Source organism: Roseateles sp. SL47 (assembly GCF_026625885.1).
GTDB lineage: Bacteria > Pseudomonadota > Gammaproteobacteria > Burkholderiales > Burkholderiaceae_C > Roseateles.
The window spans coordinates 2,089,760-2,105,535 of sequence record NZ_CP113068.1; the positions used below are offsets into that span (position 1 = coordinate 2,089,760).

The 15,776-nt window shown below is 66.6% G+C and carries 15 protein-coding genes; 3 read left to right on the forward strand and 12 right to left on the reverse strand.

Annotated elements, in window-relative coordinates:
• Window positions 1-42 precede the first annotated feature (42 nt).
• Window positions 43-987 (forward strand): metallophosphoesterase, encoded by a 945-nt coding sequence (locus tag OU995_RS08985; RefSeq protein ID WP_267835180.1) that lies wholly within the window; start codon window positions 43-45, stop codon window positions 985-987.
• A gap of 82 nt (window positions 988-1,069) precedes the next feature.
• Here the strand turns inward: OU995_RS08985 and OU995_RS08990 are convergent, their stop codons facing one another.
• The 10 genes from OU995_RS08990 to OU995_RS09035 form a co-directional block, all read right to left on the reverse strand.
• Window positions 1,070-1,651, reverse strand: a complete 582-nt coding sequence (locus OU995_RS08990) for a TetR/AcrR family transcriptional regulator (RefSeq protein ID WP_267836220.1) — start codon at window positions 1,649-1,651, stop codon at window positions 1,070-1,072.
• A gap of 191 nt (window positions 1,652-1,842) precedes the next feature.
• Window positions 1,843-2,400, reverse strand: a complete 558-nt coding sequence (locus tag OU995_RS08995) for a DUF805 domain-containing protein (RefSeq protein ID WP_267835181.1) — start codon at window positions 2,398-2,400, stop codon at window positions 1,843-1,845.
• 92 nt (window positions 2,401-2,492) lie between these two features.
• Window positions 2,493-3,863, reverse strand: coding sequence for a DUF58 domain-containing protein (locus OU995_RS09000; protein ID WP_267835182.1), 1,371 nt, complete (start codon window positions 3,861-3,863; stop codon window positions 2,493-2,495).
• Complete coding sequence (locus OU995_RS09005) at window positions 3,863-4,843, reverse strand: AAA family ATPase (RefSeq protein WP_267835183.1); 981 nt, start codon at window positions 4,841-4,843, stop codon at window positions 3,863-3,865. The genes OU995_RS09000 and OU995_RS09005 overlap by 1 nt, the downstream gene beginning before the upstream one ends.
• On the reverse strand, window positions 4,840-6,162 hold the full coding sequence (locus tag OU995_RS09010; RefSeq protein WP_267835184.1) for a DUF4350 domain-containing protein: 1,323 nt from the start codon (window positions 6,160-6,162) through the stop codon (window positions 4,840-4,842). Before OU995_RS09010 ends, OU995_RS09005 begins: the two co-directional genes overlap by 4 nt.
• Window positions 6,159-7,238, reverse strand: a complete 1,080-nt coding sequence (locus OU995_RS09015) for a DUF4129 domain-containing protein (RefSeq protein ID WP_267835185.1) — start codon at window positions 7,236-7,238, stop codon at window positions 6,159-6,161. Before OU995_RS09015 ends, OU995_RS09010 begins: the two co-directional genes overlap by 4 nt.
• Window positions 7,225-7,971 (reverse strand): hypothetical protein, encoded by a 747-nt coding sequence (locus OU995_RS09020; protein WP_267835186.1) that lies wholly within the window; start codon window positions 7,969-7,971, stop codon window positions 7,225-7,227. Before OU995_RS09020 ends, OU995_RS09015 begins: the two co-directional genes overlap by 14 nt.
• Window positions 7,961-8,929: a stage II sporulation protein M gene (locus OU995_RS09025; RefSeq protein ID WP_267835187.1), complete on the reverse strand. Its 969-nt coding sequence runs from the start codon at window positions 8,927-8,929 to the stop codon at window positions 7,961-7,963. The genes OU995_RS09020 and OU995_RS09025 overlap by 11 nt, the downstream gene beginning before the upstream one ends.
• Entirely contained in the window at window positions 8,926-9,648 is a 723-nt protein-coding gene (locus OU995_RS09030; RefSeq protein ID WP_267835188.1) for an RDD family protein, read from the reverse strand. The genes OU995_RS09025 and OU995_RS09030 overlap by 4 nt, the downstream gene beginning before the upstream one ends.
• A gap of 2 nt (window positions 9,649-9,650) precedes the next feature.
• Window positions 9,651-9,869 carry a hypothetical protein gene (locus tag OU995_RS09035; RefSeq protein ID WP_267835189.1) on the reverse strand — a complete coding sequence of 73 codons (219 nt, stop codon included), beginning with the start codon at window positions 9,867-9,869 and terminating at the stop codon, window positions 9,651-9,653.
• Between the two features lie 228 nt (window positions 9,870-10,097).
• Here OU995_RS09035 and OU995_RS09040 point away from each other — a divergent pair, with 228 nt between their 5' ends.
• Both OU995_RS09040 and OU995_RS09045 read left to right on the forward strand, forming a co-directional pair.
• On the forward strand, window positions 10,098-10,916 hold the full coding sequence (locus OU995_RS09040) for a class II aldolase/adducin family protein (RefSeq protein ID WP_267835190.1): 819 nt from the start codon (window positions 10,098-10,100) through the stop codon (window positions 10,914-10,916).
• A 123-nt stretch (window positions 10,917-11,039) separates the two neighbouring features.
• Complete coding sequence (locus OU995_RS09045; RefSeq protein WP_267835191.1) at window positions 11,040-11,231, forward strand: 4-oxalocrotonate tautomerase; 192 nt, start codon at window positions 11,040-11,042, stop codon at window positions 11,229-11,231.
• A gap of 168 nt (window positions 11,232-11,399) precedes the next feature.
• On the opposite strand, the gene katG is transcribed toward OU995_RS09045, so the two are convergent.
• The gene (katG, locus tag OU995_RS09050) at window positions 11,400-13,589 is read right to left on the reverse strand and encodes a catalase/peroxidase HPI (protein ID WP_267835192.1); all 2,190 of its coding nucleotides are present in this window, start codon (window positions 13,587-13,589) and stop codon (window positions 11,400-11,402) included.
• 419 nt (window positions 13,590-14,008) lie between these two features.
• Window positions 14,009-15,580 (reverse strand): cation:proton antiporter, encoded by a 1,572-nt coding sequence (locus OU995_RS09055; protein ID WP_267835193.1) that lies wholly within the window; start codon window positions 15,578-15,580, stop codon window positions 14,009-14,011.
• Between the last annotated feature and the right edge of the window lie 196 nt (window positions 15,581-15,776).

Consider the following 15,776-nt stretch of genomic DNA (forward strand, 5'->3'; position numbering starts at 1 on the left):
GGGGTGATAACCTGCCAGCAGCGCCATACAGGTGGGTCCGTTTTGTCTTCCTTGCAGTCCTCTTCTCCCGTTCTTGCCAAGCTCTGGCGTTGGCTGCGTCGGCTACTGAAGCTGATGCTCACCCTGGTGCTGACCCTCGTCGTCTTGGTCGCTCTGCTGGCGGTCTGGTCGGTGCTGGTCGAACCCCGATGGGTCGCGAAACGCACCTTTGACGTGCCCGTGCCCGGGTGGCAGGGACCGGCGGGGCTGAAGGTGGTGGTGGCGTCGGACTGGCACATCGCCCAGCAGGCGAGGCATGTGATGACCGTGCAGCGCGCCGCCGCCATCGTGCGGGACATCAATGCCACCGAGCCGGATGTCGTGTTGTTGCCGGGAGACTTCATTTTTGGCCGCGGGGAGGACGGCACCACCGCCGGGCAGATTGCCTCGGTGCTGGGCCAGCTCAAGGCCCGCCATGGCGTTTATGCGGTGCTGGGCAACCACGACTGGTGGACCAACGGCCCGAAGTTGACGGAGGCGCTGCAAGCGGCGGGGGTGCGGGTGCTGCACAACGAGTCGGTCCGGTTGCCAGGCACGTCGGTGTGGGTGGTGGGCATCGGGGACCGGACGACCGGCCATAGTGACCCGGCCGGGGCCCTTCGCGGCCTGCCCGCGAATGCACAGACCCTCACCTTCATGCATGACCCTGCCAGTGCCCGGCTGTTGCCCAGAGGCAGGGGCTTGACGGTGGCTGCTCACACCCATGGGGGCCAGGTCTGGTTGCCGGGCTATGGTTCCATCGTGGCACCGCACGGATGGCCACGCCGGCAGACGCATGGCTGGGTGCGCATCGGCCGTCGTGAGGTCTACATCACCAGCGGGCTGGGCGTGAGCATTTATCCGGTGCGCTTCAACATGCGGCCGGAGTGGGTGATGTTCACCCTCAAGCCGGCTGTGCGACCGGAGCAGACGGCCGGGTCCGGGGCGGCTGGCGCGGGCGGCGGCTGAAGACCTGGTGCCCCTCGCCGGTCACCGCTCGCCATTCGCCATTCGCCATTCGCCGGTCACCGGCTCAGGCTCAGGCTCAGGCTCAGGCGCCAGTCATGCTCTTGTCACCCAGCCACTTCAGATGGCGCAGGGCCGCATCACCGGACTCCGCGAATTGGGCCTGGACGATGGCGCCATCCACCGCCAGGGCCAATGCCGCAGCTTGGCGCTTGCGCTGGGGGCCGGCCGGAAAGAGGCGGGCAATCGCCTCCGCCATGTCGGCCTTGTGCTGGCGGGTGATCTCCAGCGCTTCGGGCAGGGCGGCGCCGATTTCGCTCACGCCATTGAGGAACGCACAGCCACGAAACCCCTCCGAGCTGAACCACTCCCGCAAGGACTCCACCAGTGCGATCATCCCCTGCCCACCGTGGCGGGCGAGGGCGTCGGTGAACCACGCCATCCAGCGCTCATGCCGCAGCGTCAGGTAGTGAACGATCAGTTCGTTCTTGCTGGGAAAGTGCCGGTAGAAGGTGACCTTGGTGACGCGCGCTTCGGCAATCACGCGGTCGATCCCGGTGGCGCGAATGCCGTCCCGATAAAACAGATCGTGGGCCGTGTGCAGGATGCGGTCCCGGGCGGGCAAGGTCTCCAGCACGGCAGGGTCCGCCGCCAGGCCGGACAGCATCACCAAGGGGGCCACAGGCACGGATGTGGGAGAAGCAGAGGTCATGGTCTGCATTGTAGACAAGTCTGTCCACAAGCGGTGCCTTCATGGACATGCCCTGGCCCTGACCCCGGTCACCCAGGACTCTGCCGTGCAGCGGGTGCGGGCGCTGTCAGCCCCGAGCCAAGGCCCGGGGCGGCCCTGAAAGTGACTTAAAGCTGGCTGGACGACTGCGTCGCGCCCGCACGCATCTTCGCAGCCTGATAGGCCGGCAGCGCGATCGCAGCCACGATGCCAATGATGAAGATGAAGGGCAGGATCAGGCCCAGGACCTTCACGCCCAGCGTGTTGGGCGGCGGCGGGGGGCCGAAGTTGTTGCTGCCCTTGGTGCCGGGTACGAGGAAGAAGGCGAAGTTGGCGAGCGGGATGAACATGCCAAGGCTCCACCATCCGCTCAGGTTGGCGTCATGGCAGCGCTTGATGGCGCAGATGAATGCAAACCAGATGATGAATGGATAGGCCACGATCGAGACCAGGGTGCCGAGCAACCCCAGAGCGCCGCCGCCCAGGGCGCCCAGCAGCCCCATGACCAGACCCAGCACGAACATGATGATCAGCGAAGAGCCGGTGGAATAAGCCAGGTAACGCAGCCGGCCGATACGGCCCTTGGTCGAGAAATACTTCAGCTCGGAGTAACCGGCGCTCTCTGGCGAGACGTCTGAAACTGCCGCCGTGGGCGGCGCGTATTGATTCAATGTGGGTTCGATCATGAAAGTTCCCTCCTCCGACAATTAAATGCCGTCTCCAGTCTGAGCAGAGACGGCGCTCCAAAAACTCTGCAAGGCCGAAGCCTCCGTCCGGCTTACAGCAAGCCCGACCGCTTGACCTGGTGATAGCGGTTCACCAGTGTGGCCGCCAACGCCTGGGGTTCAACATCCACCGACAGTCGATCCCGGTCCACCACCCGCGCGAAAGCATCCTGGCGGGCCTGTGACAGCAGATGCGCGCTGGCCACCGCCACGGCATCGTCCGTCGAATGAATCGGCTGCTCCGCAATCGTGCTCAGGGCCGTCTCGCGCAGGCTGGCCAGCAGCACCAGATGGCGCCGCCGCAGCAGCCGCAGCGCGGGCTGCAATTCAGGCGAATCTTCATCCCGGAAATTGGTCAGCACAATGATCAGCGAGCGCCGCCGCAGCCGACGCGCCATGTCCTCGGCCGCCGCCAGGTAGTCCGAATGGTGGCCCCCCGGCTGCAGGTCGTGCATCTGGTTCATCAGCGCATTGAGTGTGCCCATGCCCTTGCGGGGCGCGCAGTCACGGCGCTCCTGGGGGGCGCAACCGAAGGTCATGGCACCCACTTCATCACCTTCGCTCAGCGCCACATAGGCCAGCAGCATCATCGCGTCCAGGGCGTCATCGAAATGGCTGCTGCCGCGAAGGCCCTGCGATTGATCGTCGGCCCGCATGCGCCGGCCACAGTCCAGCAGGAACATGACGCATTGGTCACGCTCGTCCTGATACTCCCGCACCACCGGCTTGCGGTGCCGCAGGGAGGCTTTCACATCCAGGTGCCGCAGTGGGTCTCCACGCCGGTATTCCGCCAGTTGACGGAAGTCGGTGCCTTGACCGCGCTGTACGAAATTCTTGATCCCGATCTGGGCCAGACGCCGGTCACCCGACAGCCAGGCATAACGGGCCAGCGCGGCGAAGTTGGGATAGACGCGCAGGCTGCGCGCTTCGCCCACCGTCTGGCGGACCTCAAAAACGCCAGCCCGGGTGCGCCACAGCAGTTGGCTGCGGCCCAATGTCACCATGCCCCGCTGCCGCGCCTTCACCCGGAATCGCAATGGCGTGCGGGTGTGGGCCGCCAGGCTCAGCGACATCGGCATGCCCTCAAAATCGAACAGCGGGTCGAGGTCATCAAAGATCTGGAGCTGCCAGGCCAGCGGCCCATCATTCACCAGATCCAGGCGCAGTTCGGTCGATGCGCCGATGGCAAAGGCAGCCGGCAGCGCTCGCTGCACGGAGACACCCGCCGTGCGCCACAGACGCAGACTGCGCCACAGGTCCACAGCGGCCACCACGGTCAGCACCACCAGCAGGCCCATGCCCACGGGCGCCACGACGGCCAGGGGCGCGCCCGCGGCCAGCGCTGCGGTGAAGGCCAACGCCAGGCCGATCAGCACCCGGAGTGTGGCCCGGGTGGGCAGGACGATGCGGCGCACGGTGCTCATCAGAGGCGAGGTGCCTCCACGCTGTCCAGCGCGGCCTGCAGCAGGTCATCCAGGTCACGCCCCTCGATCTGGGCATCCGGCGACATCGTCACGCGATGGCGCAGCACGGCCAGGGCCTGTCGGGCCACATCGTCCGGGGTGATGAAGTCACGTCCATTGATCAGGGCGACGGCACGTGCGGCACGGATCAGCGCCACGCTGGCCCGTGGGCCGGCGCCGAATTCAATGCCGGGCCACTGGCGGGTGACGCGCACCACACGCACCGCGTAGTCGATGACCTTGGCATCGGCGTGCACCAACCCGGCCAGGCGTTGCAGTTCCTGCACCTGGACGTCGTCCAGCACCGGTTGCACGGCTTCCAGCGGCAGTTCGTGGCCGGCCCGGCCGGTGGTCACCAGTTGCACCACGGCGGCTTCTTCCTCATGCGTCGGATACCCGATCAGGATCTTGAGCAGGAAGCGGTCCAGCTGCGCCTCCGGCAGCGGATAGGTGCCTTCGGTGTCCACCGGGTTCTGGGTGGCCATCACCATGAAGGGGCGAGGCAGCGCCAGGGTCTGGCCTTCCAGCGTGGCCTGGAATTCCTGCATCACTTCCAGCAGCGCACTTTGCGTCTTGGCGGGCGCACGGTTGATTTCGTCGGCCAGCAGCAGGTTGGTGAACACCGGGCCTTTGCGCACCCGCAGACGCCCGAGACCGGCGCCGGTGTCGTCCAGCACGCTATGGCCGATGACGTCGGCGGGCATCAGGTCCGGCGTGAACTGCAGACGCGAATATTGCAGCCGCACCGCCTGGGCCAAGGCGCGCGCCAGCAGCGTCTTGCCCAGACCGGGCACACCTTCCACCAGCACATGGCCGGATGCGACCACCGCCACCAGCAGTTGCTCCACGACCGGCGTCTGGCCCACCACGGCCTTGCTGATTTCCTGACGCAGGCCATGCAGCCATTGAGTGGCGAGCTTGAGCTCTTCGGGCTTGATCATTGGGGATGTCTTTCGTCTTGGGTTTTCTGGAGACGGCGCCGTGCGGTTTCGAGCACGTGCAGCCGGGACGGCAGTTCAGCGCGGGTGCAGAAGCGGGCAGACAGCGCCGAGGCCAGATCGGCCTCCGCCACACCGGTGGCTTCGGCAATGCGGCGCACCCGTTCCGGCACCGGCAACCGGGCGTAATGAGCCAGGCGCCTGGCAGCGGTGTCTTCCAGTGCGCGCTGCTGCGCGACCATCAAGGCTTCACTGCCGTGGCGATGGAGGTAGTGGCCCAGGCCGCGCACCTGCTCGCCAATCGAGCGGCGCAGGCGGGGCGAGACGGCCAGGGCCGGGCCGAAGCGCACGGCCTTGCGCCACAAGGCTGCCATCAGGGCCAGCGCCGCCAGCACCACCGCGATCCAGCCGCGATGCCACAGCCAGGGCGCCAGGGACTCGCGCTTTTCGTTCAGATAGAACCAGACGGTGGTGCCGGGGGCTGCTTGCAGGCTGGCCACCAGCAGCACCGAGTTGTCGCATTCCAACGGGGTCTCACGCATCAAGGCACTGTTGCTGACGTTGAGGGCGGTGACCGTGCCCTGGCCCACCGCGACGCGGAGGGCTTGCGCACCGTTGCCCTGCATCACCCGCCAGATCGGCCTGGCGTCCGGGCGCTGCTTGAGCCGCAGATTGGCGCTGAACAGGTGGCAGTCCTTCAGTCCGACCGCACTGGGCTGCCAGGGCTGGTCTTCCTGGGCTGCGCCGGAAGCGGCTGGCGCGACGGGGGGGACGGGCGACGCGGGGGCTTCCATGGCGTCGCTGTCCTCGTCCTCTTCGTCGTCCCCATCTTCTTCGCTCGGGGCCTCGCCCTGGTCCTGAGTGCCGCGACGTGACGGCTGCGACGCAGCGGGGGCCTGTGGCGTGGGTGCCGCTGCGGCCGGCCGGAAGCTCTTCTCGTTGACGAAGTGCGTGTCGATCGGCACCCAGTCGTCCAGATCGGTGTCGTGCCAGGAGGTGCCAGTCAGCAGCACCAGATGCCCGCCTTGCTTCACCCATGCATGCAGTTGCTCCGCACGTTCGGGCATCAGGTTCCAGTCGTCCGACATCAACACCAATCGGGCCTGCGGCGGCGGCAGGGCCTCGAGGGTGTCGCGGTGCTCCGCCTGCACGCCCAGCTTGCGCAGCAACTGCTCCATGGCATAGACGGGATTGGTCCGGGCCTCGCCTTGTGGCGGTTTGTAGATCGGGCGCTCATCCCAGACCGTGTTGGCAGAGATCCACCAGGCGCCCAGGCCCAGCAACACCAGGCCCAGCGCCCACAACCAGCGGCCGCGTGTCATGGCGTGGCTCCTTGGGTCAGGCGCTCGTCAAAATGGACACACAGCGCCTCAAAATCGTCGCTGGCGACTTCGCGCTGGGCATAAGCCACGATCTGCCAGCCGCTGATGAGTTGCGACAGGTAGCGATGGGAGGCAGGCGACAGGCGCGGTTGGGCCAGGGCCAGGCAGTCGCTTTCCGTGCTGGCGGCACGGATGGGCACACCATGCACATGCACCAGGCGGGAGAGCGCCCCGCGATACAGCAGCGATAACGCCGCGCGCGGCTGGCCTTGTTGCCACAGCGCGCGTGCCGCTGCGCCGATGTCCTCCGGCAGGCTCTCGGGGCGGATGTCGAGGCTGCCGACATGGGTGGGGGCCACAGCCGCCACGAGGGTGCCGGTGCGTTGCAGTTGCACCCAGTCGCGCAGGCGCAGGAAGATCCAGATCAGCATTCCGGCGCCAAGCAGCCAGATGGCAATGCGCAAGCCGGTGGAGAGGCCTTTGATCAGCTCGATCCACCACCCGGCCATCGACGTGTCGGTTTTCTTGTCCTCTTTTTTGTCGGTGTCCTTGAAGCGCAGGTAGCGCACCTTGTCCGTGCCACCGAGCAGCGGGTCTGCGGCCACCGCCGAGGCCGCCGCGTGTACGGCGGTGATGTCCAAGGCGGGTGCGGAGGCAGCAGCGGGTGTCTGGCCGTCGCTGTCCGGCGCGGCGCGGTCCGTGATGTTCAGCGCCTCATGGCGAGGCAAGCGGCACGTAGCCCCATCCGCGGGGATGGTCTTTGAGGAGGAGGTGGTGGTGGTCGTCGACGTTTCGTTGTGGGATGCGGCAGGCTCCGGTGCGGCGATGTCCGGTGTGGCACCGTCCGCTTCGGCCGCCAGCGCTGGCACCGGTCCGCTCAGCAGGGCCAGCCCCACCATCAGCCCCACCATCAGCGCGCCCATCAACGCGCCCATCAACGCGCCCACCGACGCGCTTGCCAACGCCTTCACCGACACCTTCACCGAAGCACTCTGCGGCCCCAAGGCCGCCGACCTGATCCCGCTGCGCCCCCCGCTCATCACGCAGGGGCTCAGCCGCTCTTCACGCAAACGCACGGCGGAACTCCTGCTCAATATCCCAGGCTTCCAGCACCACGCGCCGGTTCAGGTACATGGCGAAACCTGCCGCCACATAAAAGGGCTCCAGGAACAGCACCACCAGCATGTAGGCGCTCGACATCAGCAGATCCAGGCCGATGCCGCCGCCTTGCGGCGAAGCGTTGCTCATGAGCCATTGGAAGACGTCGGATCGGCGCTCTTCGGGCGCCAGCCACCAGACCAGGCCCAGCAAGGAGTACATGAACACGGCTTCTGCATGCACAAACGCGGTCTGCATCGCAGTGGCAGCGCCTCGGTTGTCGTTCAACAGCAGGGTCGCGCGCTTGCGCCGATGGGCCCCGGTCTGCCCTTCGAGTTGTTCAATCGGCTGGGTGTAGGCGCGCCACGGCGAGAACCGGCGCCACAGGAGCGTGCGCAGGAACTGGCCGCCCCACACCTGTCGACGCGCACGCCAGACGTCACTCCACCGGGTGGCTTCGCCAAAGACCGCGCGCGACATCACGAACAGCAAGGTGCGGTCCAGCCAGGGTTTGAGCCAGAACACGAGCAGCATCGGCAGCCAGGAGGCCACTTCCACCATGCACAGCGACAGGACCGCCACCGCCAGGAAGACCGGTGTGTAGCAGCGCCAGATCGACCGGGCTTGCCCGCGCACCAGCGCCAGCCCCAGGTCGCAGGCTTCACTCATGCTGCGGGGCCGCAGCATCAGGGCCAGGCCTTCAACCCGCATGGCGCTTCTCCCGGCCCATCAGGCCCAGCCACAGCAGCACCAGCAGCCAGCACAGGCCGGCCACCACGAATTTCACCCAGGGCTCCACCCAGGCCGCCGACGACCAGAAGGCTTCAAACCCCGCCGCCACCAGCAGCAGGAAAAAGGCCGCATAAATCACCGGCACGGATTCCCGGGCGGCGGCCTTGAGGGCCTCCAGTCGGGTGCGGCGCCCGGGCGCCAGCCAGCCCAGCCCCATGCGCAGGCCGGCGGCGCCGGAGAGCACGATGCCGGTCAGCTCAAAGGCCGAATGGGTGGCCACAAAGGGCCAGAAGTTGTGACCCAGGCCCGCGCGCTGCAGATGGCCCGCCACCACGCCGATCTGCAGGCCATTGAAGACCAGCACAAAGGCGCTGCCCACTCCGGCCAGGATGCCGGCGCCAAAGCAGCGCAGGCCGATGCCGATGTTGTTGAAGATGTAGTAGCCGAACATCTGCCAGTCGTCACCGGCCTCACGCACACGGCCGATGGAGGCGCGGCCGTCCCCATACATGTTCTCGTAGGTGCGCAACTGGGCGGCATCCTGCACACGCAGGGCGAAATCCGGCGTCAGCCAGGACAAGAGGAAGCAGGCCACCAGCGGCACGGTGAACAGGGCGAAGGCGATCAGCAGATACCGCCGCTGGTGACGCACCGCCTGCGGCAGCGTCACCCGCAGCAGCCGGCCCAGCGCGTTCAGGCCGAAGTCCTGGCGGCGGTAGATGAGCTGATGGGCATCCTGTGCCAGGGTTTCCAGCCGCGCCACCACATGGACCGGATACGCGCGGGACTGCGCCAGCGCCAGGTGCTCGCACACGCGGCGGTAGCGGGCGGCCAGCAGCGCACCGTCCACCGGTTTGCCGGCCTGGGCGACGGTCAACTGCTCGGCAAATGCGGTCCACATGCCGCTGTATTCCGCCTCGAAACGGATCGGAGTCATGAACGTTTTCCCATCAGCCACTGTGCCACGCCCAGCAGGCGCTCGGACGGGCTGCGGCGCGGCTCTTCCGGCGCCTGCGGCGGCAGCACCTGCGTCGCCAGCATCGCCAGTTCGTCGAACCGCTGCGGGGTCAGCCGTCTGGCACGGCCGGCCCAGGACCGGATGGCTGCCTGCTCCTGCTGGTTGAGGGGGCGGACCGGCGCCAGGCTGGGGGCTTCGGGCGGCTGGTCATGCAGGACCACCGGCTTGGCATACACCACCAGCGTGCCGGCGGCGAGATCGCCCAGGCGCTTGCATTCGCGGTTCAGCAGCAGGGTGATGATGCCGAAGGTGTAGCCCAGCGGCAGGAAGTCCGCCGCGCGCAGCAGATTGCGGGTGACCGACGCAGCCGGTGTGACGGGCAGGCCGGTGTCCATCACCACGCGCAGGCCCAGCGCCCGTTTGCCAGGCGTGGCACCGGAGCGGGTCAGCTCAAAGGCGATGGGGTAGATCCACTCAACGGCAAACATGCCGATCAGGAACAGGCCCGAGCCCATGCGGCCCATCATCGACAGGAGCAATGCGAGCCCCGCGTTGATCAGGATCCGGAACAGCAGGTCGAGCAGGAAGGCCATGGTCCGCGACACCAGGCCCGCTGGCCGCAGTGACAGGACAATTCCTTCAGGCGTTTCGACTTGCGCCAGCGTGTCAATGCGCTCGGCGGGAATGGCAGACGACACGCTCAGAGCTTGATGACCTTGGTGTCGGCGATGCTGTCATGCAGACACTGGCGCGAAGCACGAAAGATCAGCAGCCACACCAGCCCGTAGGCGATCAGCCCATCGATCACGGCGGCGCCCAGGCGAATCAGCCGGCCCGCCAATTGGACGGTGTCGACAGGTGCAATATCTTGCACATGCGCTTCTGGCGGCGCGAAGCGTTGGTCCACGGTTCCCGACATGGAGACTCCCTCAATTCTTGTTCAGGCCATTCTGTCAGCGAAATCAGTGGCCGGCCATGGGGGACGCCCCCCAAATGGCTCACCACTCCGGGGGATTGAGTGGCGCCAGTTGCCGCGCTTTGACTTCGGTTCGTGATGAATGTCACAAATGGGCGTGGTCCCGAGGGCCGACACCGGGGTGCTTGGCGCTCTTGCACAATAGCGGCTCCTTGATGTCGAGCTGGTCTCATGTCGTTGTTGCCCCCCTCTGGGACGTCCCCCGGTGCATCCCCGTCCCACGTCGCGCACACGTCCCCCGCCTCGCCCGCCCCACGCGCGCGCACCGAGGCCGAGGTCCGTGTGGACCTGGCGGCGGCCTACCGGCTGGCCGCCCTGGCCGGCTGGGATGACACGGTCTACACCCATCTCTCGGCCGCCGTGCCGGGTGAGCCCGGCCTCTACCTCATCAATGAATTCGGTCTGGGCTTTGACGAGGTCTGTGCCTCCAACCTGGTGAAGGTGGACCTGCACGGGCGCGTGGTGGACGGCACGGGCCGTCGGGTGAATCCCAGTGGGTTCGCCATCCATGGCGCCGTGCATGCCGCCCGATCCGATGTGGAATGCGTCATCCATCTGCATGCACCCTGGGGCGTGGCCTTGTCGATGCTGCCCGGGGGCCTGCAGCCCACGTCGCAGTGGGCCATGCGGCTTCACCAGCGGCTGGGCCGTCATGCCTATGAAGGGCTGGCGCTGGGCGCGGCGGAACAGCAGCGGCTGGTGGACAACCTCGGCACCCTGGACGGGCTGATTCTGGAGAATCACGGCACCCTGACCGTCGGGCGATCGGTTGCGGAGGCCTACCTGCTGATGCACATCCTGGAGCGTGCCGCGCAGGCGCAATTGCGCGCGATGGCCGCATCGGGCGGGCGTCTGCTGTCAGCCACCCACGCACTGGCCAGCCTCACCCACCGTCAATGGGTGGGGGATGGGTCGGAATGGGAGGGTGATGTGGAATGGCCGGCGCTGCTCCGGCGGGTGGACCGTCGTTCACCGGGCTTCCGGGATTGATGGCACACGCCACCGGCGTACATCGACCGAGTCCAGCCCGCCCTCATCGACCGACTTCAAGCGTTCTCAATCTTTCTTTCTCAACCCGTCTCAACCCTTCTCTTCAACTCAAAAGGATTCCCCATGCCCACCCTGCGCGTCGAACTCTTTGAAGGTCGCACCCCGGAACAAAAGGCCGAACTGGCCAAGGAACTGACCGCCGCCTGCGTGCGTGTGCTGGGCGGCAGCCCGGACGGGGTGGATGTGGTGTTCTTTGATGTGGCCCGTCAGAACTGGGCCACCGGCGGGGTGCTCTGGAGCGAGAAGCAGAAGTAAAAAAGGGTGGGCTCCATCGAGTCCACCCTGGTGTGTCTCCGCCGGGCTCGGCGGCCGTGGCGACGATCTGGCCACGGTGACGATCTGGCCTTGGCGGGGTGCACACCTTGGTGACCTTCCCACGTCAGTAAAGATCACCCCTCGGTGGAGATCACCCTCCGGTGAAGATCAGCTCCGGCTCTTGAGGTCGAAGCGGTCCAGGTTCATCACCTTGGTCCACGCCGCCACGAAGTCGCTGACGAACTGCGCTTCACCGTCGCTGGAGGCATAGACCTCCGACAAGGCCCGCAATTGGGCATTGGACCCGAACACCAGGTCCGCCAGTGTTGCGGTCCAGCGCAGTTCCTGCGTCTTGCGGTCGCGACCTTCAAACACACCGGGCTGCGTGTCCGACTTCTGCCATGCGGTGCGCATGTCCAGCAGATGGATGAAGAAGTCCGGCGTCAACTGGCCCGGCCGCTTGGTGAAAACACCCAGTGGCGATTGGGCGTAGTTGGCCCCCAGCACCCGCAGCCCGCCCACCAGCACCGTCATCTCCGGTGCCGTCAGCGTCAGCAACGCGGCGCGGTCGATCAGCGCGGTGGCCGCACTGGGTTCCGGACCGACGCGGAAGTAATTGCGGAAGCCATCGGCGGCTGGCTCCAGCACCTTGAAGGAGTGGACGTCCGTCTGCTCCAGCAGCGCATCCATGCGGCCCGGTGTGAACGGCACGGTGACCCGGTGGCCGGCGCGCTGTGCCGCGTCTTCCACAGCGGCGGAGCCGCCCAGCACGATCAGGTCGGCCAGCGAGATCTTCTTGCCGCCGGACTGCGCCGCATTGAACTGATGCTGGATCTCGGTGAGCCTGGCCAGCACCTTCGCCACCTCGGCGGGTTCATTCACGTCCCAGTCCTTCTGAGGCGCGAAGCGGATGCGCGCGCCATTGGCGCCGCCGCGCAGGTCGGTGCCCCGGAAGGTGGAGGCGGAGGCCCAGGCTGTCTTGATAAGCTGCTGCGGCGTCAGGCCGGAGGCCAGCACGGTGGTCTTCAGGGCGGCAATGTCGGCCTCATTCACCAGCGGATGGTCCACCGGAGGGATCGGGTCCTGCCACAGCAGGTCTTCCTTCGGCACCATCGACCCGAGGTAGCGCAGCTTCGGGCCCATGTCGCGGTGGGTCAGCTTGAACCAGGCGCGGGCAAAGGCATCCGCAAACAGGGCGGGATCGGCCATGAAGCGCCGAGAGATCTTTTCATAGACCGGGTCCACCCGCAGGGCCATGTCGGCCGTCGTCATCATGGGCGCATGGCGCTTGCCGGGAATGTGCGCATCCGGCACCGCATCGGCGGCCGCGCCGTTCTTGGGCCGCCATTGATGCGCACCGGCCGGGCTCCTGGTCAGTTCCCATTCATGACCGAACAGCGTCTCGAAGTAGCTGTTGTCCCACTTCGTCGGGGTCGGCGTCCAGGCGCCTTCTATGCCGCTGGTGATGGTGTGCGCGCCAATGCCGCTTTCATACTTGCTCTTCCAGCCCAGGCCCAGCTCTTCGATGTTGGCGCCTTCGGGTTCGGCGCCGACATGGTGAGCCTCGCCCGCGCCGTGGGCCTTGCCAAAGGTGTGCCCTCCCGCCGTGAGTGCCACAGTCTCTTCATCATCCATCGCCATGCGGGCGAAGGTCTCGCGGATGTCGCGGGCAGAGCCGGCGGGGTCCGGTGTGCCGTTGGGGCCTTCCGGATTCACATAGATCAGGCCCATCTGCACGGCAGCCAATGGGTTGGCCAGTTCGCGGTCGCCGCTGTAGCGCTCGTCGCCGAGCCAGGTGGATTCCGGCCCCCAGTCGATCGGCTGCGGTTCCCAGATGTCTTCACGGCCGCCGCCAAAACCGAAGGTCTTGAAGCCCATGGACTCGAGGGCCACATTGCCCGCCAGGATCATCAGATCGGCCCAGGAGAGCTTGCGGCCATATTTTTGCTTGATCGGCCACAGCAGGCGACGGGCCTTGTCCAGGTTGCCGTTGTCCGGCCAGCTGTTCAGCGGTGCAAAACGCTGCTCGCCGGAGCGCGCGCCCCCGCGACCATCAAAGATGCGGTAGGTGCCGGCCGAATGCCAGGCCATGCGGATGAAGAAGGGGCCATAGTGCCCGTAGTCGGCGGGCCACCAGTCCTGTGAATCCGTCATCAACGCATGAAGGTCCTGGACCACGGCCTGCAAATCCAGGCTCAGGAACTCCTTGCGGTAGTCGAAATCTTCCACCATGGGGTCGGACAGCTCCGAATGCTGGTGCAGCAGCGCCAGGTTGAGCTGGTCGGGCCACCAGTTGGCGTTGGTGCTGGCCTGTTTGGGCTTTTGATGGGCAACGGGACACTTGGTTTCAGCAGTCATCTGGCTTCTCCTCGGTAGGGGGCGGGATGGAGGTTCAGGGGGCGATCCGGGTGATCGCCGCCAGCTTCCCGCGCGTCGGTGACACATCAGTGATGCAGGGCGCCACAAAGGTTATTACGGCCTTCGACCCTTTTGGAAACAACAGATTTAATGACGCTGATAGTCTGCGTCTGGGGCCGAAAACCCGACGTTTAAACAGGGTGAGACCATGGAACAGAATGGCCGTCTCCAGAGGCCCTGGCCTCTGGACAGGCCTTGAACGGCAGGCCTTGAACGGCGGCCCTTGAACGGCAGACCTTGAAGGCTTGACCTTGAATCGCGGCCCTCGAATGGCGGCCGTTGAGTGGCAGCTCTTGAGTAGCCCTTGAATGGCAGCCCTTGAATGGCAGCCCTTCAATGCCTGACCTTGAATGGCTGACTCAGGGGGACCTGTCTTCCACGCCGCCGCCAGCGGACAGCTCGGCCCAGTCCAGCTCTTGCACCAGCACCCGATAGGCGTGGTCGCCGATGATGTCCTGCTCCCGCAGTTCAACGGCCTTGGTACGCGCCACCGCAATCGCCTGGCGCCGCAGCGGCCCGCCGGGCACTTCTTCCAGCGGCTCGGTGACATTGTGGTTGGCATTCATGTCCACCACCGCCTGATATTCCTTGCGCAGCAGGGCCGCCGGGAAGGAGTGGTCTTGCTCGATCGACGCCAGCAGCGCCTGATAAATCTGGATGCGGCCGTTGCGCACCTCCTGACCCACCGGGTCGTTGTCTTCCATGCGCAGCCAGCGGATCAGGGGCTTGAGCGTGAAGCCCTGCAACACCAGGGTCCCGAACACCACCGCGAAGGCACTCAGCAGGATCAGGTCGCGGTAGGGGAAGGGCTGGCCGTTGGGCAGGTGCTCGGGCACGGCAAAGGCTGCGGCCAGGGTCACGATGCCCCGCATGCCCGCCCAGGACAGCACAATGCCCCCGGCCCAGGCCGGATGTGTGCGGGCCGTTTCGGCCAGGCCGCTGTGGCGGGCGGTGAAGGCACTGTAGGTCATCACCCAGGCAAATCGGGCCACCACGGTCACGGCCAGCACCACCGTCGCAAAGATGACGGCCTCCTGATGCGTGCCGGAGGCGCCCAGCCGTTGCCAGATCGGTCGCAGTTGCAGGCCGATCAGCACGAAGGCGAAGGCATTGAGCACAAACACCACGGTGTCCCACACTGCAAAGATCGGTACGCGCAGCCGGGCCGGAATCTGTGAACCGCCGCCGCGCGCACTGGTCATGGCAAAGGCCACCACCGTGAGAATGCCGGACAGCCCCAGCTTCTCGGCCACCACCCACACGCCAAAGGTGCTGCAGAACTGGATGATCAGGGCCGTGGGCGCATGTTCGCTGTGTCGGGTGAGCGGCCTCAGCACATAGGCAATGAAAATGCCCGCCGCCACGCTCCCGAACAGGGTCAGCAGGAGGATGGGGGCGAGTTTGTCCGGCCCCAACGGGCCGGTCATCATCACCATCAGCGCCAACCGGTAGATCAGCAGGGCACTGGCGTCATTCAGAAGGCCTTCACCTTCCAGGATGTTGAGCACCTTGTGGGGCAGGGGCATCTGACGCATGACGGCGGTGGCAGCGGCGGCGTCGGGCGGCGCCACGATGGCCCCCAGGGCCACGGCCACCGCCCAGGGCATGTCCGGGATCAGCCAGCGGCTGACCATCGCCACACCCACCACGGTGGTGCCCACGGCGGCCAGTACCAGCCCGGCGACGGGGCGCCAATTGGCCTTGAGGTCGCGTTGTGATGCGTCGTAGGCGGTGTCCATCAGCACGGGGGCGACAAACAGCGTGAGGGCCAGCGCCGGGTCCAGGGTCCAGGTGGGGCTTCCCGGCCAGAACGCCAGCGCCATGCCCCCCAGCGCCAGCAAGGCCGGATAGGGCGCACCGATCCGCCGCGCCAGCATGGCCAGCAGCGCGGCGCCCAGCAACAGCGCAATGATCCATTCGAAGGTGTGCATGCCCGAGGTGTGTCGCGGCCTGGGAGGCCGGGAGGTCATGGCGGCCGTGTTGGGGCGGACAGGGCAAGCCGAGTGCCGGGGCTCACGAAAGTTTGGCCATAATCGCCGCGACTCCCGCCCGCCAAGCATGTCGGAGGCCCAGGCTTCCGGGCCCCGGGGCATCCCCGGGGCATCTGTCACAGCAATACACACGGCG